Raw genomic sequence first — 25,045 nt, 5'->3', positions numbered from 1 at the left:
AAACAGTTTGTAGTAACGACTTCAGTCGTTATCTCCCCCATGCTTCATCCTTCATCCTTCATCCTTCATGCTTCATCCTTTATTCTTAATTCTTAATTTAGATGACATCAGCAAAGGCGGGGCGTAAGCGCCGGTAGGACCATAAACCGAGGCCAAAAATGATGAGAGAAATGAGGGAGGCAACGGCCCATTCTCCGGGATGGTTGATTTCACCCACGAGGACGATATCTCGATAGGTTTCAGCGATCGCCGCCATTGGATTGAGCCAAAATACTAACTCCCGCCATTGTTCAGGAATCACCGTCGCTGGATAGCAAATTGGAGTCAAATAAAACCACAAATTTACGAGTACAATTAAGGTTTGGGGTATGTCTCTCAAAAACACGGTGAATCCCGAGGTTAAATATCCCAATCCAGCGGTAAATAAGAGTTGGGTCATCCACACCAAGGGGAGGAGGAACAGGGTGGGATGTAAGGTATCGGAAGAAATTGCTAACATGAAAATTAAGGCCATCAGTCCGAAGGTGCTTTCAATAAAGGCTGATAGGACCGGGACTAAGGGCAGTAAACTCAGGGGGAAAACCACTTTTTTGACTAGATTGGGTTGTCCCACGACTACATTGGCCGCTTGCATAAAGCCACTGGTAAAAGCAATCCAGGGAACCAATCCGGCAAACAACCATAACCCAAAGGTAAAGCTATTTTCCGGTAAGTTATTGGCCGGAAGCTTGACCTTTAAGATAACAGAGAAGACATAGGTGTAAATCAGCAGTTGGGAAAGCTGATTGAGTAACGGCCATAAATTGCCCAAAACGGACCCTTTATAACGAGCGGCTAAGTCTCGTTGAACGAGGGTTTTGAGCAGGTTGAGCTTGATTAACAGTTGTTCATCGAGCAGTGACCTTTGGGAAATGGAGTTTGCCTTGCGAAAGGCTCCTTTGATTGTTCTGACCAATTTTCACGTCCTCACCCACAACTACAGATAGGGGGCTACATGGGTGCGATGACTCGTGCCACGCTCAGGCGATCGCTCCTAGGGAGGATCATCTGAATACCATGAGCCGGGAATTGACTGGACCTAGGGCCGATCGCCCTTTGGAGGGTTTCCCCTTGGAATGGCGATCGCGCTTAGAGGTTAGGATAACCAATCCCCAGTCAGAATAGTCTAACGGGGAAAGTTATAAGCATATTTTCTTAGTCTTTTTGCAAAACCAGTATATCCTGATAGCTCGTCAGATACGGGCGGCCACACCATCCGCCATAATATTTGCCGACGAGACTAAATCCTGTTTTAGAGATCCACTCTAATAGCAGGGGTTCCTTAAACCCGATCGCCTCTTCCGGGACCTCTGGGGTACTGGTAAAACACTCTTCCAATTTATGAACGATATTCTGGGAGCTTTTGCCACGGCGAATATAAGATTCTGACTCCGGATTGAGCAAAAAGCAGGTAATCACACAGTAACTCCCCGGTTTCATCACCCGGTGAATCTCTTGGAGATACTGACGAACCTCGGGGGCTCTCATGTGGGTGAACACCGAGGTCAAAAACACAAAATTAAAGCGGTCATTGGGATAGGGAAAGCGATACTCTGCCGCTTGTACAGGACCTTCCGGGTTGTACATCGGGTTGTAGATATCCGCGTGTTCAAAGCGAAAGTTCCGACAGCGATCGCCAAAAGTTTCCGCCGCCACCTCAATCAGGGGTTTATGAATATCAAACCCTTCATAACTGCCTTGAGCATTCAGATAATAGGCCAAAGTGTAGGCCATCCGACCAATTCCACAGCCCACATCCAAGACGCGATCGCTCGGTTGTAGCCCACCCCGTTGGATGAAATAGCCTAAAAACTCTAAGCCAATATTCGTAAAACCGCCCCCAATATATTGAATATACTCCTCGGGCGGCAGAGGTAGGGTGGGCTCTATCAGCGTCAGCAGCATGGTCCCGGCTTCCCCATTGACCAAGGGAGTTGCCGTAATCAAAACATCCTGCTGTTGCTGTTGCTGTTCTGGAGTCAGGGTAGCGCGAATCTCAAACCGAGCTTGGGCAGCCCCTTTTAAGTCCGGATAAACCTTTTTGACATCCTCTGAAGGCATCCCCAGGGTGCAGTTTAAATCCGTCAATTGCCAAGGACCCAAGGTCACTTGAAATTGGTCTACGAGGCGATCGCCTTGAGTCGGGGCCACCCATCCTTGCAGGATCAACTCATCTTTCACGATCACAGCGCGGTCCAGATAGCCCCGAGTGGGGTAAATGTCGGTTAATTTCATCAACAGTAGTGCTTTTTCCTAGATAACAGCTTGCAAGGCGGTGGCGATCGCCGCTTTTTGTTCGGCGTCGTATTTCCAGCGTTCTAAAAATGACTGATAACTTCCCGTTCCAGTGCGGATAGTTTCTAACAGCGATGCAATCTTAGCTTGCATCGTCGGCAAGGCTAGAGTTTGAATGATCACCGTACTGCGATCGCGCACTCGCTCAGATCCTTGAGCCGTTGTCTCATCCCCCGAACGGCGGTGAGCAATCACCATTGCCGAAGACATAGCAAGATTTTTCACCATCAATTCTGAGACAATCTCCTCAGAGGACCCTAATCCCTGGTAAATTCCTGGAGAGGGGCGATCGGCCAAAGTCCCCTCATCACTCAAATAGGTCACGAAAAACCCCCGCGCCCCATTTTCAGTTCGCACCAAATGTTCAGTGACCCTAGCAATCTCAGCTTCTGAAAGCGCCCCTGTCGCCATTTGCTCTAGGAACGATTGAGTCAAGGCGATCGCATCCGCGAAGCTGACCGAATCCGGTACGGTTAAAGAAGATAAATTAGTCATAAGTCATAAAATAGCCGGTTTAAATCCGTTGGAGCATCCTTCCTAAAAATGGCGCTTCGCACCATTCGCATTCGCACTATTGTCTACGAACAAAGGCACTCATGGCAATCATCTCTTCCCATAACCCCACCGATCCACCGAAGAAAGAGCGCAAAACTGCTGAACAAGGTGCAACCTACACTAGCTCCAACCCTGGACTCCTCGAACCCCAAGCCACCCCAGAAGAACAAACCAATATTCAGCAGGAAGAAAGCATTCGCCCCCACCGATTGGCTGATTATATCGGACAAAAAGACCTCAAAGAAGTCTTGGATATTGCCATCAAAGCGGCCCAATCGCGATCGGAAGCCCTGGATCATTTATTGCTCTATGGTCCCCCAGGTTTGGGTAAAACCACAATGGCTTTGATTTTATCCAGTGAAATGAAAGTAGGCTGTAAAATCACTTCAGCCCCTGCTTTAGAACGCCCCCGAGATATCGTCGGGTTACTGGTGAATCTGCAACCGGGGGATGTGCTGTTCATCGATGAAATTCACCGCCTCAGTCGGATGAGTGAAGAAATTCTCTATCCGGCATTGGAAGATTTTCGTGTTGATATTACCATCGGCAAAGGACAAGGGGCCAGAACTCGCAGTATTCCCCTACAACGGTTTACCCTGGTGGGAGCCACCACCCGCATAGGCAATCTCTCGTCCCCCCTGCGCGATCGCTTTGGATTGATTCAACGATTGCGCTTCTACGAGGTAGATGAACTCACGGCGATCGTCCAACGGACTGCCGAACTCCTGCAAACCCCCATCACCCCTGATGGATGCGAAGAAATTGCCCGTCGTTCTAGGGGTACTCCCCGCATCGCTAACCGCCTGCTTAAACGAGTCCGCGACTATGCCCAAGTCAAGGAATGCGGAGAGATTAACGCCTACGTCGCCAATCAAGCCTTAGAATTATTTAACGTAGACCCGATCGGCCTGGACTGGACCGACCAACGCTTATTAAAAATGTTGATTGAAAACTTCAATGGCGGCCCAGTGGGATTAGAAACCCTCGCAGCCGCAGCCGGAGAGGATTCTCAAACCATTGAGGAGGTTTATGAGCCTTATCTATTACAAATCGGCTATTTGAATCGCACCCATCGCGGCAGAACTGCCACCCCAGCCGCTTGGCGGCATTTTGGTTACAACCCACCCCCAGAACAATTGTCCTTGAAGATTTAGGGTTTTATTGGTCCGATTCCCAAGCAGGATTTAACATCCCCTATCAATCTAATTTTTTTAAAAAATACCCAATGGAGAAACGATTGAGAACAACAGCCAACCCTTGGAAACGGCAGGTAATCAGAATTGTATTGCTCTGTTTAGTCTGTTTATTTACTTGGATGGGAACCCTCACCCCAGCTTATGCCCAATCAGAGGAAGTCGAAACCCGAGGACTGGGGACCGAAGCGATTTTACAACTGGAAGAACTCGGAACTCAAGCCTTTGCGGCGATGAATGCCGGGGATTTAGAGGGGGCGGAAAAATACTGGACTCAGTTTTTAGAACAGGTGCCCGATAATGCCGCTGCCTGGAGTAATCGCGGCAATATCAAGGTGAGTTTGAACAAACTGGAAGAAGCGATCGCAGACTATAATCAGGCGATCGCACTTGCACCGGAGGCTCCCGACCCCTACCTCAATCGCGGTACTGCCTATGAAGGGTTAAAACGCTGGGACGATGCGATCTCGGATTACAATCATGTCCTCGAACTCGACCCCGAAGACCCTGCCGCCTACAATAATCGCGGCAATGCCGAAGCGGGACGAGGAAACTGGGATGAAGCTATTACCAACTATCAAAAAGCCAGTGAACTCGTCCCAGACTACGCCTTCGCCCGCGCCAATTACACCCTCGCCCTCTATCAAACCGGGGAAGAAGCAGCCGCGATCAAGTCGATGAAGAATATCCTCCGCAAATATCCCAAATTTGCCGATATGCGCGCCGCCCTCACCGCCGCCCTCTGGACCCAAGGACATCGCGGCGAAGCCGAAAGCAATTGGGTTGCCGCCGTCGGTTTAGACACCCGCTACAAAGATTTAGACTGGGTTGCCCACACCCGCCGCTGGCCCCCGGCAATGGTTAGTGCCCTGGAGAAGTTTCTTAAGATTGAGTGAGGGGATGGGGGAGATGGGGAGGATGGGGGAGATGGGGAGGATGGGGGAGATGGGGGAGATGGGGGAGATGGGGAGGATGGGGGGGATGGGGGGGATGGGGGGGATGTTTAACGTCCCGACTTCAGTTGTTATCCCCTCCCAGTCTTTACAATCACCCTAGATACTTCATCCATTATCCCTCACTAACTCCCCAATCAAGGCCGGTGTCAACTCTTTAACATTTCCTAAAACGATCGCCGCACCTGCTTTTTTCAGACTGGCAATATAGGCGTTCTTTCGTTCTTCACTCTCTTGCACATGAGGCGGTAAAACCCCCACCCCAATCCAGGTACGGTGGGGCTGCTGTTCTTTAGCTTGGGTAACGGTGTACAAATCCGCCACTGTATCTCCCACATACACCACCGGGGCATTTTCAGCACTGGAATATCGAGTTTCTAATTGCTTCAAAGTGGCAAAAAGTCCCGTCGGGTCCGGCTTCCCCGGCGCATCTTCCATCGCAATCACAACCGGATCCGTTAATCCCAGTGCCCCTTCTAAGACATAGGCGGCTTCTGCTCTCATGGCTCCACTAAAAAACCCCCAGGGAATTCCTGCTTGGGTCAAACTCTCTAAATAGGCCGGATTAACCAATAGTGGTTCTTGACAAATGTAGCCTGTCATGTTATTAGAATCGGGACCGCGATAGCGAAATTGAAAAAACTTAACTAGGGTATCGTAATCCAAGGACAGGCGATCGCGACTTTGACCCTGACTCTCAAAGTACCTACAAACTAACTCAAATGAGGCATCCCAGTCATTATTCCAGACCCCTTCAGACTTGAGCTTATCAATGTCTGCCGAAGAGGGACGATAAGCCATTTGGGTAAAGTGTTCCACCGTATCGGAGATCGCCCTGCGGTAAGATCCACTGACATCCCGAATCACTCCATCAATATCAAAAACAGCGATCGCCACTGTTGTCATTGTCGTATCCATCGTAAATAACTCCCCTCAATCACAGCGTTAAAGTGCTGTTATTCAGAATATAGGCCCTAGAGCATCGGTAGTCCCAAAAGAAAAAAGATTGCGATCGCCTTTCGTCGAACATCAGGTATAATTAGAAACTGGCCTATTCCCAAAGAATGGGACCCGGAAAAATTGAGATTTTATTTGAGCCTTTATTTTTCCAATACATCGTCCAAGTAGCCCAAAGATGCGCTATAATAAAGCGTTGTACCATTACCAGAAGATTACACAAACCTCAAGGAGGTGTGATTGTCAAAGTTCATTTTAAAAGTTCTCTGGTTAGAGGACAACGTCGCGATCGCAGTTGATCAAGTTGTGGGTAAGGGAACCAGCCCTTTAACCCGTTACTTCTTCTGGCCTCGGAATGATGCCTGGGAAGAACTAAAAAATGAGTTAGAAGCGAAGCACTGGATCTCCGAAACTGACCGCGTAGAGTTGCTCAACAAAGCCACTGAAGTCATTAATTACTGGCAAGAAGAAGGCAGAAGGCAGCCAATGATGGAAGCTCAGTCCAAATTTCCGGAAGTGGCCTTTACAGGTAGCAGCTGAAGCCCTGAGTTATCAAACCTTCTGGCAGCGGATATCTCCAAAAAGATATCCGCTGATTGTTTTTGATCAACCCTAGTGATCAAAATCACCCGAGATGGGCCAAAGAATCAACCCTATCCCAAAAACAGCAGCTACCATAGAATTGAGCACTTACACTCAACAGGTTGACAGTTTATGACTGGTGTTGTTCAATCTCCTCTAAATGCCGAGCAAGTTTATGTCTGGCTGAGGGGACTATTAACGATTGCCTGGGCAGATGGTCACTTCGACCAAGAAGAACAAGACTTAATTGCGGAACTGACTCAGGAAGAATTAGCGCCCTCCATTAGCTTGGGTGAACTCGAACCCATCAAACCCCAAGATTTAGCGGCGGTTTTAGGCAACGAACCGATCATTGCCGAAAACTTCTTAAGAACGGCGGTTATGGTTGCGATCGCGGATGGAGTTTATTCCGCCAGTGAAGAGGAAAAATTATATGAGTTTTGCCAAGCACTCGGACAAAACTCTAAAGTTTTAGAAGCCCTGCGCCATACCCTCTGGGATGGAAGAAATTCTGAATTCAACTATTCCGAGGCGACTGCCTCCAGCGGGGGGGAAGGCGCAATCGGTCTCCACCCAGGTCCCAAACAGCAGGGGGATGTCCTCTCCCCAGTGCGTCATTGGCTCGATGATTTGGAAATCCATGACCCCCGACTGGCGCGATTTCTCTGCAAAATGATACCACCGCAATGCCCATTTGAACGAGATATTCATCTGTTCGGCAATAAGGTGGTCCATATTCCCCCCCTGTGCCACATCAATCCGCTTTATGAGCAAATGGTGGGTTTACGCTTCCGCGCTTTATCGTACTTAGCCGATGAATGCGGGGAAGATGTTACCCCCTATTGCCAATAATCCCGACCACTCGCCAATGACTCCAGAGTCCTTTGTTGAGGGGTTCAGGGTATAGAACGAACTGACTTTTAACAAAGGACCAAGGACAATCATGCAATTCATCGATCGCGTAGAAATAGAAGTCGCCGGAGGCAAGGGTGGTGATGGCATCGTCGCTTTCCGCCGGGAAAAATATGTCCCGGCGGGTGGCCCTGCTGGCGGCAATGGCGGCAAAGGGGGGTCAGTCATTCTTAAGGCAGTGGAACATCTGCAAACCCTTTTAGATTTTAGATACAACCGCCGAATTGAAGGAGAAAACGGACAACGAGGCGGACCCAATAATCGGACTGGGGCTTCTGGAGGCGATCGCATCGTTCAAGTCCCCGTCGGTACAATGGTTTATGACGCGAACACGGAAGAAGTCATCGGGGACCTGATCGAACCTGAGCAAACTTTAGTCGTTGCAGCAGGCGGAAAAGGCGGACTCGGCAATAAACATTTCCTCAGCAACAGCAACCGTGCCCCCGAATATGCCTTACCCGGATTGGAAGGAGAAGAGAGGTTCCTCCGCCTAGAACTGAAACTCCTGGCTGAAGTCGGCATTGTCGGGAAACCCAATGCAGGCAAATCTACCCTCATCTCCGCCCTCTCTGCTTCCCGTCCCAAAATTGCCGATTATCCCTTTACGACCTTAGTACCTAACTTAGGAGTCGTCAGAAAACCCAGTGGAGATGGTACTGTATTCGCGGATATTCCCGGATTAATTGAAGGGGCCCATCTGGGGGCCGGTTTGGGCCATGAATTCTTACGCCATATCGAACGCACCCGGGTGTTGTTGCATTTAGTCGATATTACAGCACCGGATCCGATTGAAGACTATGAGATGATTCAGCAAGAGTTGGCCGCCTATGGACGGGATTTGCTGAATCGCCCGCAAATTGTGGCGCTAAACAAGATGGACGCTTGCGATCGCACGGAAGAAGAAATCGAGGCGATCGCCAATCGCTTAAGTGAACTCTCCCAGTCCACTACCCCCATCTTTCAAATCTCCGCCGTCTCCCGCCTAGGACTCGACCCCCTCCTTCAAGACATCTGGACCACCATTGATCGCCTGAAAGAAGAACGCGACCTCATCCATAATCTCAGTTTATAGTAACGACTTCAGCCGTTAACCCAATGGTAGAGACGCAAAAGGGGGCGTCTCTACCATCATTTTCGCCTATTTAACCTCCCCACTTGCGGAGGCGATCGTAATCCCCACCCCAATCCAAAGGGCTACATCCAACCAACCCCCGCCCAAAACCTAGGCCCCTACTCCGAACCTCCCCACTCGTAAAATTACGAATCAATAATCGAGAATCTACCCCCGCGCCCCGTCCAGCAACACGCTACTATTGATAGAGAAACCGCCATGAATTCGAGCTGGAACTTGACATGAACTCACCCATACAGGCAGTTCAATCTCCTTACTATGGAGATGGATATCAACGGACACCCCCCCCAGATTTACCGTCCTTGTTGCTCAAGGAGCGGATTGTCTATCTGGGAATGCCCCTAGTGCCGCAGGTTACGGAACTCATCATCTCTGAACTGCTGTATTTGCAGTATGATGACCCAGAAAAACCAATTAACATCTATATCAACTCCACCGGCACCTCAAATGAAAGCGGCCAACCCGTAGCCTTTGAAACCGAAGCCTTTGCCATCTGCGACACCATCAAATACATCAAGCCGCCAGTCAACACGATCTGTATCGGAATGGCAGTGGGAATGTCAGCGATGCTCCTCTCGGCGGGGACCAAAGGATGCCGCACCAGTTTACCCAATGCCACAATTGTGCTGCATCAACCCAAGAGTTATACTCGGGGTCAAGCCTCAGATATTCAAATTCGAGCGAAGGAAGTCTTAGCCAATCGCCAGACCATGATCGATATCCTCGCCGAAAATACGGGTCAGACTCACGAGAAGATTATCAAAGATATGGATCGGGTGTTCTATCTCAACCCGCACGAAGCGGTTGAATATGGACTCATTGATCGCGTATTGGAAGCCAAAGACTTAGCGCATCCTATACCTGCCATTGTCTAATCCATTGAGAGTTTAGATTTTGAGAACTCTAAACTCTCACTACTTAACTCTCATTTCTAACATCGGATCTAACATCGGAGTCTCACATCATGCCTATCGGTTACCCAAAAGTTCCTTATCGTCTGCCGGGAGATACTTATACTCAGTGGATTGATTTAGAAACCCGGTTGTATCAAGAACGCATTATCTTTCTGGGTAGCGAAGTTGATGATCAACTGGCAAATAAAATCATTGCCATCATGCTTTATCTGGATTCTGAGGAAGCAGGCAAAGATATCATTCTGTATATCAACTCGCCCGGAGGTTCCGTCACTGCTGGTATGGCGATTTATGATACCATGCAGCACATTAAATCTGATGTGGTTACCATTTGCGTGGGTCTAGCGGCGTCGATGGGTTCCTTCCTCTTAGCCGCTGGCGCACCGGGTAAACGGTTAGCACTTCCCCACTCCCGAATCATGATCCACCAACCTTCTGGGGGTGTTCGGGGTCAAGCTTCGGATATTGAAATCGAAGCCAGGGAAATTGTGCGAATTCGGCGTCAGCTTAACCAAATCTACGCCAATCGCACCCATCAAAACCTGGAAAAAATTGAAAAAGACATGGACCGCGACTTCTTCATGTCCGCACAGGAAGCCAAAGAATATGGCCTCATCGATCGCGTGATTGAAGAACGTCCTTAACTGCCAGAGTAGCAATTTCCAGGGGGGACGAGGGTAAAATTTTATCTTTGTCCCCTCATCCTTGCTCAAAATTGGGTAAAATCCTAACTATCCTAACTTGTGGAAAAATGGCAGAATTTCTATCCAACTCTGCCATTTTTAATCAGAATGACTATCGAAGAATGCTATAGCGTATTAGGTTTGAAAGTAGGTGCGACCCTAGAAGAGGTTAAGGCGTCGTACCGCCTATTGGCGCGGCAATATCATCCCGACGTTAATCCCGGGGACGGGCGATCGCATGATAGATTTATCCAGCTTAATCAAGCCTATCACCGCCTGCTAGAAGTGGCCCAACCTGCTGCCCAAGTTAGACAACCCAGCACAGCCACACCTACCCCCGTTACCGCACCAGAAACCACCGTTAAGACCCGAGTCACTCGGAAAGAACCCGAGTTTCGGAACAATCCCCGGTTAACGGACCTGGAACAACTCCTCAAACAGCGGGGGTATTTACAATTACAGGAGTTTTTAAAAGCACAACGCTTCCCCCGCGCCGTAGCCTTAGTCGATGCACTCGCACAACGACTACCCCAGGACCCGGAAGTGAGACAATGGCACGCGATCGCCTATCAACGCTGGGGACGCCATGCGATCGCCGCCGGAGACCTAGATAAAGCCAGAATTTACTTAAAAAAAGCCCTCCGCATCGACCCCCACAATCGATCGCTCTGGATGGAAGTCGAACGAGATTTTCGTCGTTTGGAGCAAATTTTCTAGGACAATATTCGCCTACATCCCACATTTTGACCGTCTTTCCTGTTCTAGCTCCCCCCTTAGCATCAAACAGCCTTGGAAAAGGGGTTTCCCCGAGGGGAGTTGCTGTAAACTAGGGAGGTAGTCTCTCCTCCTCTCATAATGGTTTGGCAAACGGGTACGAAAATTTTTGGAAACCGCTACACCATCGAAAAGGAAATCAAAAAGGGCGGTTTTGGCATCACCTACTTGGTCAAAGACCCTCAGGGTAAAGAGTGGGTGCTGAAAACCCTTAACGATAAGGTGATGACCGAGGCGGAGTACATCCCCTATCGGGATAAGTTTCTGCGGGACTTTGACCGGGAAACGGCTAAAATCGCCATTTGTAGCCATCGCCATATTGTCAAGGTGGTCAATCACTTCTACCATGAAAAGCAGCCCTGTATGGTGATGGAATATATTCAGGGGCAGGATTTAAAAGACCTAGTGGTGCACCGGGGGGCCTTGTCTGAGGCGGTGGCGTTGCGCTATATCCGGCAGGTGGGAGAAGCGTTGAACATCATACACGATAAGGGTTTGCTCCATCGAGATATTAAGCCTGATAACATGATGGTCCGGTTGCCCGCAGATGAGGCGGTGCTGATTGACTTTGGCATTGCGCGGGAGTTTATCCCCGATTTGACCCAAACCCACACTTTTGCCCTTACGCACGGTTATGCGCCGATTGAGCAGTACGACAAACGGGAACACCGGGGGGAATTTACCGATGTGTATGCCTTGGCGGCGACCCTCTACTATTTGCTGACGGGTATTTTACCCCCGATTTCCTGGATGCGGGTGTTGCGCGATGACCTGGAGATTCCCAGCCATTGGTCCCCAGACCTACAAAATGCGATTAAGCAGGGGATGGCGGTGAAGCCCCAAGACCGCCCCCAAACCGTGGCGGATTGGTTGGCACTGTTGCCTAATGCTCGTGGGAGTTTATCCTCCTTTAGTTTTGAAACCGTGCGGGTCAACCGTCAGGGGAAAATTATTGAGAAAATACCGGGTCAGGCGCGGTTTTATCCCCAGGATTTGGGTCAGGGGGTGCGGTTGGACATGGTGCAAATCCCTGGCGGAACATTTTTGATGGGGACAGAGGAGGCGGAAATTGAGCGCCTGTGTAAAAAGTATGATGGGGAATGGTTTAGGCGGGAAAGTCCTCAGCATTCCGTGCAGGTTTCCCCTTTTTTCCTGGGCAAAACCCCCGTTACCCAAGACCAATGGCGCACTGTAGTGACACAAGTGGGAACTATTGGCCGAGACCTTGACCCGGACCCCTCTGGTTTCAAAGGTGGGAATCGTCCTGTTGAATGGGTATCTTGGTATGATGCAGTAGAGTGGTGCGCCCGACTGAGCAAGCTGACAGGCCAGGAATATCGCCTCCCTAGCGAAGCAGAATGGGAATATGCTTGCCGTGGCGGGACGATGACTCCCTTTGCCTTTGGGGAAGCAATCACGACCGACCTGGCAAATTATGATGGCAACTACACCGTTGCGGAGGAAGCCAAGGGGGAGTATCGAGAAGAAACTATCCCAGTGGCGAGCTTTCCGCCCAATGGCTTTGGGTTGTATGATTTACATGGTAATGTTTGGGAATGGTGTTTTGACCCCTTCCATGACAATTATCAGGGTGCGCCTAGGGATGGTAGCGTATGGGATGAGACCATAAAAGAGAATGAGAATCGTTATCAAAATCCTTCGGCAAATTTGAAGGTTTTGTTAAAGGAAAGTGATAAAACCTACGTGCTGCGGGGCGGTTCTTGGGACGACGACCCGATTAACTGCCGTTCCGCCGACCGCGACGACGGCACGCGCGACGACCTCTTCAACGTCTTGGGGTTTCGGGTCTGTCTCGTTGGCGCAGGACTCTTGTAGCCCTTTATACTTTAGCACTCTTGCACTCTGCTCTTGTTTCCCCTTTACCCTCTTAAAAGCGACCGCAGGGAGCTTTTTTTTATTTTTTTTGATGAAAGAACTACCGATTATCCAGAAAACCTACGACTTGATTCAGTGGTATGTCCCCATTTTGAACCGATTGCCCAAAACACATAAATTTACTCTAGGCGATAGGGTTATCTCTAATCTCTATGATATCCTAGAAATGCTTATTCGGGCAAGATATGCTCACGAAAAGTTGAACATTTTAGAGGAAATTAACACTCAACTCGATATTTTACGCTACCAAACCCGCCTACTGCTGGATTTTCAGCTCATTTCCGTAGACCGTTACCAATATATCAGCCAACTCCTTCAAGATATCGGCAATAACCTGGGGGGCTGGATTAAACAACAAAAAAATGAAACGCCACGGGCATCTTTATCCCCAAATCATTAGCTTTGAAAATCTTCTGCTGGCTGCCCGCAAAGCCCAAAAAGGCAAGCGATTTCGCGATAATGTGCTGGAGTTTAACTATAACCTCGAATCAGAATTACTCCAAATTCAACAATCTTTAATCGACCAAACCTATCAACCTGGTGAATACCGGACCTTCTACATCAAAGAACCCAAAACCCGGATGATTTCGGCTGCTCCCTACCGCGATCGGGTGGTTCATCATGCCCTCTGTGCGATTATTAACCCCATCTTTGAGCGAACCTTCATCACCGATTCTTACGCCAATCGGGTGGGATACGGAACCCATCGCGCCCTCAAAAGATTCACCCATTTTTTACGCTCCTCTCCCTACGTTCTCCAGTGTGATATTGAAAAATATTTTCCCAGCATTGACCACGAAATTTTAAAATCCATCATCTGCCGTAAAATCAAATGTCCAGATACTCTCTGGCTGATCAACACCATTATCGACAACAGCAACCCTCAATTCCCCGCGATTCATCACTTCCCGGAAGATGACCTGTTAACACCCCTGGAACGTAAACGCGGTCTCCCCATTGGCAACTTAACCAGTCAATTTTTCGCCAATATTTATCTGAATAGCCTCGACCATTTTATCAAAGAAAATCTTAAAATTAAAAAATATTTACGGTATGTAGATGACTTTGCCCTTTTCGCAGATCATCCAGAAATTCTCACCGCAGCCAGACTCGCCATTGAGAATCATTTAGCCGAACTCCGTTTAAAAATTCATCCCATTAAAAGCCAACTATTCAGCACCCGCCACGGCGGAAATTTTGTGGGATTTCGCGTGTTTCAGACTCACATTCGCGTTCGGACCGCCAATCTGCGGCGAGGCAGACGTAGACTCAAACAATTGCAAAATGATTTAGCTCAGGGTAAAATAACTCAGGAGCAAGTGACTCAATCCTTGCAAAGCTGGCAAGCTCATCTAAATCATGGTGATACTTGGCAGCTACAACAACAGCTATTCAGTTCCCTTGCGTAGTCAAGGCATTGAAGAAGGGACAGGCAACCCGACTGCGGGGCGGTTCTTGGGACAACAACCCGATTAACTGCCGTTCCGCCAACCGCAACGACAACACGCGCGACAACCTCAACAACAACTTGGGGTTTCGGGTCTGTCTCGTTGGCGCAGCACTCTTCTGAGTCAGAGTTGAGCAATGGGAATTGCTCAAGGGTATTTTGAAGAGTCCAGTCCTGTTCCTGCGATCCGGGTAACCGTCTCCAAAAATCAACCCCAGCCAGGTAGCTTAGTAAGGGTTTCCTGAAGTGTTATCTGGCTCACTCTCCAAGATTGCCAGGAATATTAGACCTCTTGCAAAAAAAAGGATTGATCCCCCCAACCCCCCTTATTAAGGGTAGGGCTGTTTCATTTTAAAGGGCAATCGAGAAAAGGAAAGGCGTTCTCTATGATGTAAAATGAAAGAGAACGCCCTATTTTTTTAAATCATGTCTATTTTAATCGATTTACTAAAACAAGTCAAGGACTTTCGACGGCCCCAAGGCACAAGACATCCACTCTGGTTCATCCTACTCATCATTATCTTGGGACTTATGAACGGCCATAGGGGCTATCGCGCTTTGGGGGATTTTGCTAAATTTAATCGGTCAAGTCTGACAAAATATTACTCTTTAGCCCAAAAAAGAGTGCCATCTTACTCCACAATCAGAAGAGTAATGGAAGGAATTAACAATGCTTATTTAATAGCCATTTTTAATCAATGGGCTGCTCAACTTCCCCCAGAAAATATTCTGGAAAATTGGGTGGCAATTGATGGGAAAAGTCTCCGCTCTACTGTTCAAGAATAGCAAAATAATCAGCAAAATTTTGTGTCTATTGTCTCCGCTTTTTGTCAAGAGCAAAAATTGGTATTTTCCCTAAATAAACTGGAAAGCAAAAAAGAATCTGAAATTCATTGCGCTAGAGAAATCGTCAAAAACCTGCCCTTTGATGGACAAGTTTTAACCCTGGACGCTCTCCATTGCCAAAAAGAAACCCTGAAAATAATTCGAGATAAAGGGCATGACTACCTGGTCTCAGTCAAGAAAAATCAGCCTAAACTATATCAGGAACTTGAGAATATAGCAGGTCGGTCAAAGCCGCTAAGTACAAATCAGACTAGAGAACAAAGTCATGGTCGTGATATTACCCGAACTCTGTCTGTATTTCCGGTGAATAAATTCATCAAATCGAACTGGCCAGACCCTCTAGTATTTGTTCAGGTAGAACGAAAGGGGACCCGATCTCATGATGAACCTTATTACAATCTGGCTTATTACTTGTGTAGTCGGCCAGAAAATGCCCAAGTTTTTACCGAAAAAATTCAAGGTCATTGGTGCATTGAGAACCAGTTACATTGGCCAAAAGATGTAGTTTTACAGGAAGATTTATCACCGATTCATCAGAATCAAGCCGCTACCAACTTCTCGGTCCTCAGAACTATAGGGATGAATCTTTTCCGATTTTTAGGTTTTGACTCAATTACTGAGGGTCAACGCTGGCTGGCTCATCGCCATGAGCGATTGTTAGTTCTTGTGTAATACTTACGGACCTATTATCGATTCTACCGCCTCTTTCCTCTAAAGCTATAGCGAAGACCTCGTTTTTAGCTAGGGTTGCTTTGTGAAATTTTCTATCCTTCTGGGCCTCCTTCTCGTTCTAGCTATTGATTTTACGGTCGTTACTCCCTCTATGTTTTGCTAGAATGAAACAGCCCTACCTTTTTAAGGGGGGCTTTAAAGAATTTTGCAAGAGGTCTATTGTTATCGGTAAAAGCTGTCAGATAAAGTCGGGAGGATAAACGATGATTTCTCATCAATTATTGGAACTTGAACAGTCTATTCACAACTTATCATTAGAAGATAAGTTATGGTTGCTGGATAAAATTTTTGAGCAAGTGCGAGGGACTGCTGAAAATCAGGAAGAAAGCAATCCTCAACAAACCCTCAACTATGATGAGAGGGCAAAGCCGATTTGGGAAATTGCCGTATAAATTGGGGCTAAAATTCCGGATTCTGAATGGGAAAAAGTCCCGAGGGATTTGTCAAAAAACTTTGATTTATATCAAGGTTAGGGGAATGAGACGAATTTTGGCCGATACTAGGGTATTGGGTTGCTTTACTCAAACCCAGAGACCAATTGCATCAAAAAGCGCGAGATTTGTCCCAAACAATGGGTGGGTTCTATATTTTTACCAGTGAAATGGTGTTGGCTGAGGTGTTGAATGATTTTTCTAAACGGGGTAAATTTTTTCGAGAAGTGGCGATCGCGTTAATTGAAAGTCTCTATAACCATCCGAATGTGACTGTGATTCAGCAAAGTAGCCAGCAGTTTAAAGAAGGATTATTATTGTACAAGCAAAGACCAGACAAAGAATGGAGTCTGACGGATTGCGTTTCTTTTAAAATCATGGAAGAACACTCCATTACAGAGGCGATCGCCTACGATAAACATTTTGAGCAAGCTGGTTTTCTTCCTTTATTACGCGATTGAGTTCGGATTTCATCAACTCAGGGAATCTGGAATTTGGAGGGAAATTTGTTGATTCCGTTGTTTGCGATAGATGTGGAAGTCACTATCTAACGTGAGGATTTGAGCGTTTGGATACAATTCCGCCATTCTCACCAAGCAAGCATCAGCCAAGGACATGGGTACAGACTCATATCGTTCTAAGAGTTGCTGAATAGCTTGATATTCCAGGCTGAGAGAGAAATCTAGCCGCAAAATATTTCTAGCCAATAACTGCATAATGGCATTGCGCCCCCCGTAGATGTTTCGCAGCAAAAAACAGGCTTCTGTGATCACGGGTTCACAGGTAAGCAGTGGAGGGTGAACGGTTTGCCATTGATCTAATACCCATCCATGCCACGAATCACGAACATTGAGGAATGCGACCAAGGGACCCGTATCAATGATGGTTTGGGTCATTTGCCAAAGTCCTCAAAGTATTGGGGGTTAGTTGAGAGATCTGGGGGCCCATTGAGGCAGCCAGCTAGATCACTAGCTAGGTCGAAGGCAGAGGAAGACGGGTTTGGGGCGGGATGGTCCGTGGGGGTTAGGAGTTCTTGGAGTTGCGGTGGGAGATGAGTTGGATCGGTACGGAGGGGAGGAATCAGTTGGAGTAAAAGGTTCACCAATGAATCAGGGGCCAGGAGAATTTCTTGAATGAGTTGTTCACGGGGGGTCATGATCGGTGGGAGGGGGGTGAGGTTTTGTTTTTATTGTAGCGGTGGGTGAGTGGGCGTGCGGTTGTGGTGCAGGATGCGGAAAGCTATCAAAATTTGCTTGATCGCGTGGCACTTTTGGAGTCTATGGCAGGGATTCGTAAGAGTGTAGCGGAGTTTGAGCCGGGGCAAGGGATGCCACTCGATGAGGCGTTTACTCAGTTGCGAGGGAAGCATGACCTACCGGATTGAGATTTCTCCAACAGCGATCGCAGAGGTTGAGGCAATCTTCATCCGGTAATTCATGCCGCACAGAAGCGATTACAAGATATTGATCAATTGTTGGGGGATGAGGGTTCGGAGTTTTCCTCCACTCCTGGCGAAAAGAACCAATTGTCAAAGCCTTTGCGGATATCTTGGCCAAAAATCCCCACAATAATCGTCACAATAATCGCCAGAATCGCTGCATAGAGCATATAGAGATTTAGCCGAAAATTTGGATCACGAGGGGGCTGCGGTGGCAAGGGTTTGACCCCTTGGGGAACCGGCAACAAGGCTAAAAACTCCTCGATGGTTTGGGGGCGATCGCCATAAACCAACGTCATCCCCTGACGAATTGCCCAATTTGTTTCAGCACTCACTCCGGGGATGTCCGGCAACCTCTGATCCTTTAGCTGCAAATTCACCCGCTTTTGGGCATTAGGGGGGATATCCCCCGATAACAGATTGTAGAGAGTCGCCGCCAAAGCATAGACATCGGAATAAGGTTGCGCCCGCTCATTGGGATCATAAAGCTCTGGGGGGGTAAACCCATCGGTATTGCTGGAAGCAATCGAGGTGAGCGTCTCATCAAATCCCTTTGTCACCCCAAAATCAATCAGCACTGCCTCGGATTTTCCCGCCCGCAGCATGATATTGGCAGGCTTAATATCCCGATGCACCCACCCCTCCCGATGCACCACGGTTAACGCCTCTCCCACCTGGCGGATATAGGTCAACGCCTCTTCCTCTGGCAGGGTTTTCGTGGGCAAACTCGCTAAATCATCCCCTGCTACAAACTCCATGACAATATACGGCTGACCCCCTTCCAGAAACGAACCGAGACACCGGACAATATTGGGATGATGGCAACGCGCCAACCGCACTGCCTCATTGATCAGCTTATTATTTAACTTATCCCGTTTGTCTGAGGTCAGTTGCGCCAAAAGGTCATCGCGCAGGGTCTTGATCACGACGCGATCGCCCCCCTTGCGTAGGGCCAGATAACTAATCCCCACCCGCCCTTGATTGAGCGATCGCAGCACCTGATAATCTCCCCCGTGCAGCGTCTGACCCGCTTGCAAACTCATACATTCTCCTTGACCTCACTCACCTCTTCTATGTTAATCGGAAGTTGTAGCCGACGGTCAATCGATTCATGACAAAAAATCTTGCTGCCAGTTTATGAGCGAATTTGGCTACTGATTTGGTATCCCTGCGGGCAGCGATGTATATCGGTTAAATGCTGTGAGATTTTACTGGTTCTTGCTAAGTATCTCAATCCTGATGGTTGTAACTTTAAAAGTTTGTGAGGAGAGTTTGAATGGTGGATGAAGCAGTTACTGTCTTTTAATTTGTATAAAATTTAATTGGCATGAAGCTTGACTGTTTCAACTCAGAACGGTGTATCTAATTTAAAATATCATTAATCCTCAACTGATGACCTGCTGAATTTCATGCGGACATTAGGTGTTCCATAGGCTCAATTTGAATTTTGACGCCGGTTTCTCCGTCGGGGATGTGCCTCCAACTGCCGAAGGGAATCTGTTTGAGGCTGTCGGATGAGAAAATTCCGGCACCGACTAAGGCATCGCACACGCTGCCGATCGCATTGTCGCCATCTCCTCGATGTTTACCCCGTAAGATAATCCGCACGGCTGCTCTTTCAATGGGTAACTGGGGTAAGGGATTCATCTGATGCACTTGCATGAGAATCTCACCTTCTGCACGCAGTCTCCATTCCCGATATCGTTTGGGTAAAAATGTACCATTGGCGGTTACCCGGGGACGCGCTTTGGGGGTGACTGCGCCGGGAATCCATAAGGTTAGGGTTCTCACGGTCCGTTGAGCATCGGGTTCCGTGGGTTGCGGTGTCTCTTGGGGTTTAGCTTTTCGCGGTTCGGTTCGCAAATTTCGCGATCGCCCTTCGGGTTTGGGGCGTTGTAGCAACGAGACAAAGGTGAGTCGCTGGGCTGACTCGGACAGGAGTTGAGCATTCACAACTAAAGGCGGTTCTAACTCCTCTTGCCTCAATTCGGTCCAGGTGGGCGAATCTTCGGTTTCCAGAGTTTCCTGTCTTGGACCGATCTCCGGGTCTTGTTTGACTGAGGGCCATCCCTGGGCCATTTCCATATAGGTTTGTGCGGTGGCCTCTGGAACGTTACAATAACCGGCTAACCAGACGTGCCATTTTTGCGCGGGGACCCGAAGTTTAGCCTGGAGTAGGAGTTGTCCGGCAGTGCAAGCGTGCAAAAGTCCGATCGCCACCGACTGTTGACAGCGTTCGTGTTCACGATTAATTTGGGCCGCTAGTGCGCTCAAGGGGACCATCCCGGGGGTGGATTGTCCCTGGCGATCGCCTTCTAAAGGCAGCGTTTGGCGGGTTTGCGAATCGATGGGGTGGAAGATGGAACTCGTCGGTGGCATGAGCAACTAGCTTGGGTGGTTAGGGGCATCGGTTTCCAGACGCATCCGGATATCTTAACCTAGAGTTGAGATTCCTTCCAGAATTTAACTCCAGAATAAGGGCGATCGTCCGGGGGACTCTCGGGGATGGACCGGATCGACTCTGGTTTTTACGGAGTCGTTCCCTAGAAGTCTTCCACAGTTAGCCCAAGAAATCCGCACAGTCTCAAGATTTATGCAGATTTCATGGGTCCTTGGTCTTTATCGCCTGCGCAGACGGCTTCCGTTTGTATAGCACTACCCTTTAAAATGCAAATTTATACAAATCTATAAAAATCTGATACAGACCCTATATACTTTGGCGACTTGGGGATAGGCGGAAGATCGGGGACCTGGATGCAGCATTGCCAGCCGATCGCCCTTTCCAAGAGGCACAGTCTGCTGTCCCGGTTCCCCTAAATCCAGCCATTCTCAAGGTTTTAACTCTTCCACGAAAGAGATCGCCTGGGGATTGCCATTGGCCCAGGATGCGCGATCGCGCCGGATCTGGACGAGGTGCGGTTCTATGGTTTCAGGAGTCATCAGGACGCCGAAATCGGAGGGAACTGAGGCGGGTTGATAGTTAAATAGGCGATTGAGGATGAGATTGCCGACTTCTTGTCGATAATGGGAACTGTCCCAATAATAGGCCATCTTCTCGCTGATGGGTTCGGTAGAAATGGAATGATAGCCGGAAAAGTCCCAAACTGGGGCAATGACAACCAGTTCCCGTTTCCACTGTTCAAAATCATCCCAATGTCCCGCTATGCGTAAGGCTTCCCATTGGGTAGCATGGGAGGGGGAAATAAAGATTTGTAAGTCGATATTTCGACTGCGACAAATTTCCACTAATTCTCGGAAGTCATTTAAAAACTTTTGGGATAATTGGTAGCGGGGATAATACCCTTCTTCCCGGAAAAATCCCCAAATCATGTTTTTAAATTCCTGGGGCAAGGGATGGTCCGGTTCGTTATTATAAATGTAGCGAAAGCCATTGTCATGGTAGAGAAAATTGGCTTGCGATCGCCAGCTATTTTTAATCGTGCCTAAGCTTGACTGTGTTACCCCTAAAGACAGAGTAACATTTAGTAATTCTTTAGGGGTGAGGTTCTCTCGTTCTAAGCGGGCTTCTTCAAAGTCGGCAGGATGGGTTTTATATTCATTGAACATAAAGAAATCCACCCCCAGAACGACAGTTTGTAAATCCGGTTGGTTGGCGATCGCATGGTCAAAATAGCGTTTGACTTCATACATATTGGGGCCTACTAGCCCTAAATTGTAGGCGGGGTTACCGTTAGCCAAGGCGGGATGTTTCGGGTCCAATCCTAAATCGGTGCGGGATGAGCCTAATAAAACCGTTTTGGGGGCAATGCGAGTGACTGAACTGGCTTTAAACAGGCGAACATGATTAAATTGTTCCGTTTTTAAGCGATTCAGCCGCCATTGGGGGCTATTCATCACCCCGTAGGGATCGACGCCAATATTGAATAAGCCAACGGCTAATAATCCGGGTATGGTGAGGCCAAAAAAGGCGCGGTTAAATTGACGATAAGTCTTCATGAGAAACCCCCTGGATTAAAACTGGAAGTACAGAAACTCAGAAATTCGATTTAGGGAAAGCAGACAGGCGATCGCCACGGCACTCAGTCCCACAGCCCATGCAGTATTGGGTTTAAATCGCTCGACTATTTGTTGGGTATTCGGTAATAAAACCGCTCCCATTAATACCCCTACTAAAATTACAATGCTTTGGCGATAATTCGGGGGGAGAGCAGGGAGTTGAGCGACTTCTCGAAACTGCACAACGGATTCGGGTAACCATCCTAATAAGGGTTGAAAATCTGGGGTTAAAATAATCCCTTTTAAGCCAACGGCAGCTTGGATAATCTGTCCCGCTTGGGTGATATTTTCGGCGCGAAATACGACCCAACTCAACACTACGGCGATAAAGGTAATCCCCCAGGCGATCGCCCCGGGCATTTTCAATCCTAAGCGTCGCCACCCGTGATTGATGACTAAAAAAGTGCCATGCAACGCGCCCCAAAGAATATAGGTCCATCCCGCCCCATGCCACAATCCACCCAGTAACATAGTGATTAGTAGATTGCAGTATCGGCGCACTTCTCCCCGACGACTGCCCCCAAGCGCAATGTAGAGGTAATCTCTCAGAAAGAAAGATAAGGTAATGTGCCACCGTCGCCAGAAGTCTACAATGGAGGTGGATTTATAGGGAGAATCAAAGTTAATGGGGAGGCGGAAGTTGAACATCCATCCTAATCCGATCGCCATATCGGAATAGCCTGAGAAATCAAAATAAAGTTGTAACGTATAGGCGATCGCCCCTACCCAAGCTTCGATAAAAGTGATAGAATCCGCCTGATCAAATAGGGTCCCCACCCAAGGGGATATGGTATCGGCAATTAGCACTTTTTTACCCAACCCTAGGATAAAAAAGCTTAAGCCAATGGCGACATTCTTATGAGAAAATACAAACTTGCGGAGTTTTGTAAATTGCGGGATGAGTTCGTCATGGCGTAAAATTGGCCCTGCAATCAGTTGGGGAAAGAAGGTGACAAATAGGCTATAGGACACCAAGTCATATTGATAATCTTTGGTTTGTCCGCGATAAGCATCCACTAAATAAGCAATTTGCGTGAAGCTGTAGAAGGAAATTCCTAACGGCAATTCAATAGCCGGAACGGGGAACTCGGTTTGAAAAACTCCATTGAGAGAGGCAATCAAAAACCCTGCATATTTGTAATACCCCAGAATCCCTAAATTAAAGAAAACTCCCGACCATAATAAGGTTTTGGCCTTTGGGGTTCCGGGTTGTACCCCATCTATCCACCGCCCAAAGTAATAGTTACCTAGGATAGAAATGAGCAACAGGGGAACGTAACTGATTCGCCAGTATCCATAAAACACGAGGGAGGCTAACAGGAGCCATAGTATTGCAGCTTTGACCTGACGATAAGCACTTAACCCAAAGAAAACAATCAGGGCAAGGGGTAAAAAGATAAAAATAAATTCGTAAGAGTTGAATAACAAAGTAGTTTCCGATGTATTATTTCAACAGGTTTAGTGTGCCTGAAACTTTTTAAATCGTCATCTGCTCTGAGGGGTTGTTTAAGTCGCAAATTTGGAGTACACTATAAATTTGGTGACTCCAAATTTATCTATAGGTAATCTTAATCATTCTGATAAGGGATCCCAGGCTGAGAGTCTTGTCCTGTCCGCATCTTACTCGCCCCGCATCCTAGCAAGCAAGAAGTCAGTGTACCGCTTGTAGCAGTCTGACCCAAGATTGAGGAGGGGGAGCAAGATGCTCCCGCTTCTGCATGATAAATTATTGGACAATTCATTTAGATTTGCTAGGTTTTATCACTGAAGTGATAAGACCCCAGGGTATTGATTAAACCAGGATAAAATCATCAGCGTTAATCATGCTGGGATCGATGCCAAGAAAGATTGCCAGGGATTCCCCGGTATCGGCGATCGCAATCTGAGTCTGACTGGCATCACTACCGGAAGAAATCAGAAGCTGCTCAAACTCTAATCCGTCTGTTAGTCCAATGCGATCGATGCCACTTTCAAAATCTGCGATCGTATTCGTTCCTTCCCCGGGCGCTAAAATAAAAGTATCTTCTCCCCCACCCCCAATCAGCCAATCATTGCCCCCATCGCCTCGGATGACGTTGGATTGGTCATCTCCCATGAGCGTATCATCATAGGCGGAACCAATGATATTTTGAACATCACTCAGGGTCTCTTCGCTGCTGGGTAACATCCGGATCTCGGAGTACCATTTATCCGCTAATTTATCATAGCCACTAGCGGTTAGGTGAATGCCATCGTTATCATAATCTCCGCTGACAAACGGCAGATTAAACATATCGACAAATCGAATATTGGGGTTCGTATTTGCTCGGGGAGCAACAACAATTTCCTCAACTTGTTGACTAAACTCTGTCGTTCGTTGTTGCCGATTTACATTCGTCGAGGTATGGGGAATAATGGAACTAACCAGCACCTGTGTATCTGGCATAGCAGTGACAATTTTATCTACTAGAATCCCTAAATCAGTAAGGGCGGTATTTACAGGTTTGTTTTGAAGAATATCATTAGTACCCGCCATCAATAAAACTGCATCGGGTTGAGCATAATTCAACGTATGTTCAATGGTCGTATAAAGGGGGGCGGTTGGCTGATTAAACCCAGAAAAATTTTTGCTATTCTCAATGAGTTCGTCGATTGTAAATCCGCCCCGCCCTTCATGATCTCTATCAATATTTTCAGGTCCACTTTTAGCCTGACCTACAAAATCGATATTAAACCCATTACCTCCTACTAATCTTTGCCACAACCGAGTTCGATATCCTCCAATACTGGCCTGATTTGGAAAGCCTCTTGTATTTGAATCTCCCAAGGGTAAAATCTTAAACGGAACTTCATCAGACGTAGTAAACAAACGGGTGACTGTTCCTTTAGAAAGGTCCGCAATAATTCCGCTGGTGGCGTCGGTATAACTAACGGTTACGCTGATTTCACTATCATCCCCACTACTGTTATCCCCGCCATTTTCATCGATAGGGTTGTCCTCTATTTCACCAGCGGTATCCTCTCCTCCTTGATCTTCGACAGGGGGAGTTTCATCACCGATGGGTTCATCGTCTTCGACGGGGGGAGTTTCATCACCGATGGGTTCATCCTTCTGATTATCTTCAATTTCCGGAGTAACATCCGGTTCTAAATTATTGTCTTCAATTTCCGGAGTCACATCCGGTTCTAAATTATTATCTTCAATTTCCGGAGTAACATCCGGTTCTAAATTATTGTCTTCAATTTCCGGAGTCACATCCGGTTCTAAAT

Annotated in this window: 24 protein-coding genes and 1 pseudogene; 15 read left to right on the top strand and 10 right to left on the bottom strand. The window is 47.8% G+C overall.

Annotated elements, in window-relative coordinates:
- Positions 1-97 precede the first annotated feature (97 nt).
- The 3 genes from NG796_RS20635 to NG796_RS20625 form a co-directional block, all read right to left on the bottom strand.
- On the bottom strand, positions 98-913 hold the full coding sequence (locus NG796_RS20635; protein WP_261208991.1) for an ABC transporter permease: 816 nt from the start codon (positions 911-913) through the stop codon (positions 98-100).
- 281 nt (positions 914-1,194) lie between these two features.
- Complete coding sequence (locus tag NG796_RS20630; RefSeq protein ID WP_261208930.1) at positions 1,195-2,274, bottom strand: class I SAM-dependent methyltransferase; 1,080 nt, start codon at positions 2,272-2,274, stop codon at positions 1,195-1,197.
- A gap of 18 nt (positions 2,275-2,292) precedes the next feature.
- Positions 2,293-2,829 (bottom strand): hypothetical protein, encoded by a 537-nt coding sequence (locus NG796_RS20625; protein WP_261208929.1) that lies wholly within the window; start codon positions 2,827-2,829, stop codon positions 2,293-2,295.
- A 101-nt stretch (positions 2,830-2,930) separates the two neighbouring features.
- Here NG796_RS20625 and ruvB point away from each other — a divergent pair, with 101 nt between their 5' ends.
- Positions 2,931-4,043, top strand: a complete 1,113-nt coding sequence (gene ruvB / locus NG796_RS20620; protein WP_261208928.1) for a Holliday junction branch migration DNA helicase RuvB — start codon at positions 2,931-2,933, stop codon at positions 4,041-4,043.
- Between the two features lie 71 nt (positions 4,044-4,114).
- Positions 4,115-4,978 carry a tetratricopeptide repeat protein gene (locus NG796_RS20615; RefSeq protein ID WP_261208927.1) on the top strand — a complete coding sequence of 288 codons (864 nt, stop codon included), beginning with the start codon at positions 4,115-4,117 and terminating at the stop codon, positions 4,976-4,978.
- 165 nt (positions 4,979-5,143) lie between these two features.
- Here NG796_RS20615 and NG796_RS20610 read toward each other — a convergent pair whose 3' ends face one another.
- Positions 5,144-5,953 (bottom strand): TIGR01548 family HAD-type hydrolase, encoded by an 810-nt coding sequence (locus tag NG796_RS20610; RefSeq protein ID WP_261208926.1) that lies wholly within the window; start codon positions 5,951-5,953, stop codon positions 5,144-5,146.
- A 279-nt stretch (positions 5,954-6,232) separates the two neighbouring features.
- Here NG796_RS20610 and NG796_RS20605 point away from each other — a divergent pair, with 279 nt between their 5' ends.
- The 12 genes and pseudogenes from NG796_RS20605 (at position 6,233) to NG796_RS20550 (ending at position 16,802) form a co-directional block, all read left to right on the top strand.
- Positions 6,233-6,532, top strand: a complete 300-nt coding sequence (locus NG796_RS20605; RefSeq protein WP_254567253.1) for a 30S ribosomal protein PSRP-3 — start codon at positions 6,233-6,235, stop codon at positions 6,530-6,532.
- A gap of 174 nt (positions 6,533-6,706) precedes the next feature.
- Positions 6,707-7,426: a Mo-dependent nitrogenase C-terminal domain-containing protein gene (locus NG796_RS20600; RefSeq protein ID WP_261208925.1), complete on the top strand. Its 720-nt coding sequence runs from the start codon at positions 6,707-6,709 to the stop codon at positions 7,424-7,426.
- A 91-nt stretch (positions 7,427-7,517) separates the two neighbouring features.
- On the top strand, positions 7,518-8,558 hold the full coding sequence (gene obgE, locus NG796_RS20595) for a GTPase ObgE (RefSeq protein ID WP_261208924.1): 1,041 nt from the start codon (positions 7,518-7,520) through the stop codon (positions 8,556-8,558).
- Positions 8,559-8,839: 281 nt separating this feature from the next.
- Positions 8,840-9,493, top strand: coding sequence for an ATP-dependent Clp protease proteolytic subunit (locus tag NG796_RS20590; protein WP_261208922.1), 654 nt, complete (start codon positions 8,840-8,842; stop codon positions 9,491-9,493).
- Between the two features lie 89 nt (positions 9,494-9,582).
- Positions 9,583-10,176, top strand: coding sequence for an ATP-dependent Clp protease proteolytic subunit (locus NG796_RS20585; RefSeq protein ID WP_261208920.1), 594 nt, complete (start codon positions 9,583-9,585; stop codon positions 10,174-10,176).
- Positions 10,177-10,323: 147 nt separating this feature from the next.
- Positions 10,324-10,932: a J domain-containing protein gene (locus NG796_RS20580; protein ID WP_261208917.1), complete on the top strand. Its 609-nt coding sequence runs from the start codon at positions 10,324-10,326 to the stop codon at positions 10,930-10,932.
- Between the two features lie 138 nt (positions 10,933-11,070).
- Positions 11,071-12,825, top strand: coding sequence for a bifunctional serine/threonine-protein kinase/formylglycine-generating enzyme family protein (locus NG796_RS20575; RefSeq protein WP_261208915.1), 1,755 nt, complete (start codon positions 11,071-11,073; stop codon positions 12,823-12,825).
- A 91-nt stretch (positions 12,826-12,916) separates the two neighbouring features.
- On the top strand, positions 12,917-13,285 hold the full coding sequence (gene avd, locus NG796_RS20570) for a diversity-generating retroelement protein Avd (RefSeq protein WP_261208914.1): 369 nt from the start codon (positions 12,917-12,919) through the stop codon (positions 13,283-13,285).
- Complete coding sequence (locus NG796_RS20565; RefSeq protein ID WP_261208913.1) at positions 13,248-14,294, top strand: RNA-directed DNA polymerase; 1,047 nt, start codon at positions 13,248-13,250, stop codon at positions 14,292-14,294. Before avd ends, NG796_RS20565 begins: the two co-directional genes overlap by 38 nt.
- A 464-nt stretch (positions 14,295-14,758) precedes the next feature.
- Positions 14,759-15,850: pseudogene (locus NG796_RS20560) on the top strand (ISAs1 family transposase).
- 263 nt (positions 15,851-16,113) lie between these two features.
- Positions 16,114-16,302 carry a hypothetical protein gene (locus tag NG796_RS20555; RefSeq protein ID WP_261208911.1) on the top strand — a complete coding sequence of 63 codons (189 nt, stop codon included), beginning with the start codon at positions 16,114-16,116 and terminating at the stop codon, positions 16,300-16,302.
- A gap of 146 nt (positions 16,303-16,448) precedes the next feature.
- Positions 16,449-16,802 carry a type II toxin-antitoxin system VapC family toxin gene (locus tag NG796_RS20550; protein ID WP_261208910.1) on the top strand — a complete coding sequence of 118 codons (354 nt, stop codon included), beginning with the start codon at positions 16,449-16,451 and terminating at the stop codon, positions 16,800-16,802.
- 12 nt (positions 16,803-16,814) lie between these two features.
- Here the strand turns inward: NG796_RS20550 and NG796_RS20545 are convergent, their stop codons facing one another.
- Positions 16,815-17,237, bottom strand: coding sequence for a type II toxin-antitoxin system VapC family toxin (locus NG796_RS20545; RefSeq protein WP_261208907.1), 423 nt, complete (start codon positions 17,235-17,237; stop codon positions 16,815-16,817).
- 305 nt (positions 17,238-17,542) lie between these two features.
- Here NG796_RS20545 and NG796_RS20540 point away from each other — a divergent pair, with 305 nt between their 5' ends.
- Positions 17,543-17,725, top strand: a complete 183-nt coding sequence (locus NG796_RS20540) for a hypothetical protein (protein WP_261208906.1) — start codon at positions 17,543-17,545, stop codon at positions 17,723-17,725.
- Between the two features lie 83 nt (positions 17,726-17,808).
- Here the strand turns inward: NG796_RS20540 and NG796_RS20535 are convergent, their stop codons facing one another.
- The 5 genes from NG796_RS20535 to NG796_RS20515 form a co-directional block, all read right to left on the bottom strand.
- A complete protein-coding gene (locus tag NG796_RS20535; protein ID WP_261208905.1) occupies positions 17,809-18,822 on the bottom strand; it encodes a serine/threonine protein kinase in 1,014 nt (337 codons plus the stop codon).
- Positions 18,823-19,186: 364 nt separating this feature from the next.
- Positions 19,187-20,158, bottom strand: a complete 972-nt coding sequence (locus NG796_RS20530) for a RusA family crossover junction endodeoxyribonuclease (protein WP_261208902.1) — start codon at positions 20,156-20,158, stop codon at positions 19,187-19,189.
- A gap of 450 nt (positions 20,159-20,608) precedes the next feature.
- Positions 20,609-21,736: a hypothetical protein gene (locus NG796_RS20525; protein WP_261208900.1), complete on the bottom strand. Its 1,128-nt coding sequence runs from the start codon at positions 21,734-21,736 to the stop codon at positions 20,609-20,611.
- A 15-nt stretch (positions 21,737-21,751) separates the two neighbouring features.
- Complete coding sequence (locus NG796_RS20520) at positions 21,752-23,224, bottom strand: MBOAT family O-acyltransferase (RefSeq protein WP_261208898.1); 1,473 nt, start codon at positions 23,222-23,224, stop codon at positions 21,752-21,754.
- 364 nt (positions 23,225-23,588) lie between these two features.
- Positions 23,589-25,045, bottom strand: a 1,457-nt coding sequence (locus NG796_RS20515; RefSeq protein ID WP_261208895.1) for an SGNH/GDSL hydrolase family protein, incomplete at its 5' end; no start/stop codon positions are given.

The organism is Laspinema sp. D2d, from assembly GCF_025370755.1.
GTDB lineage: Bacteria > Cyanobacteriota > Cyanobacteriia > Cyanobacteriales > Laspinemataceae > Laspinema.
This window is presented reverse-complemented; position numbering and strand designations above follow the sequence as displayed.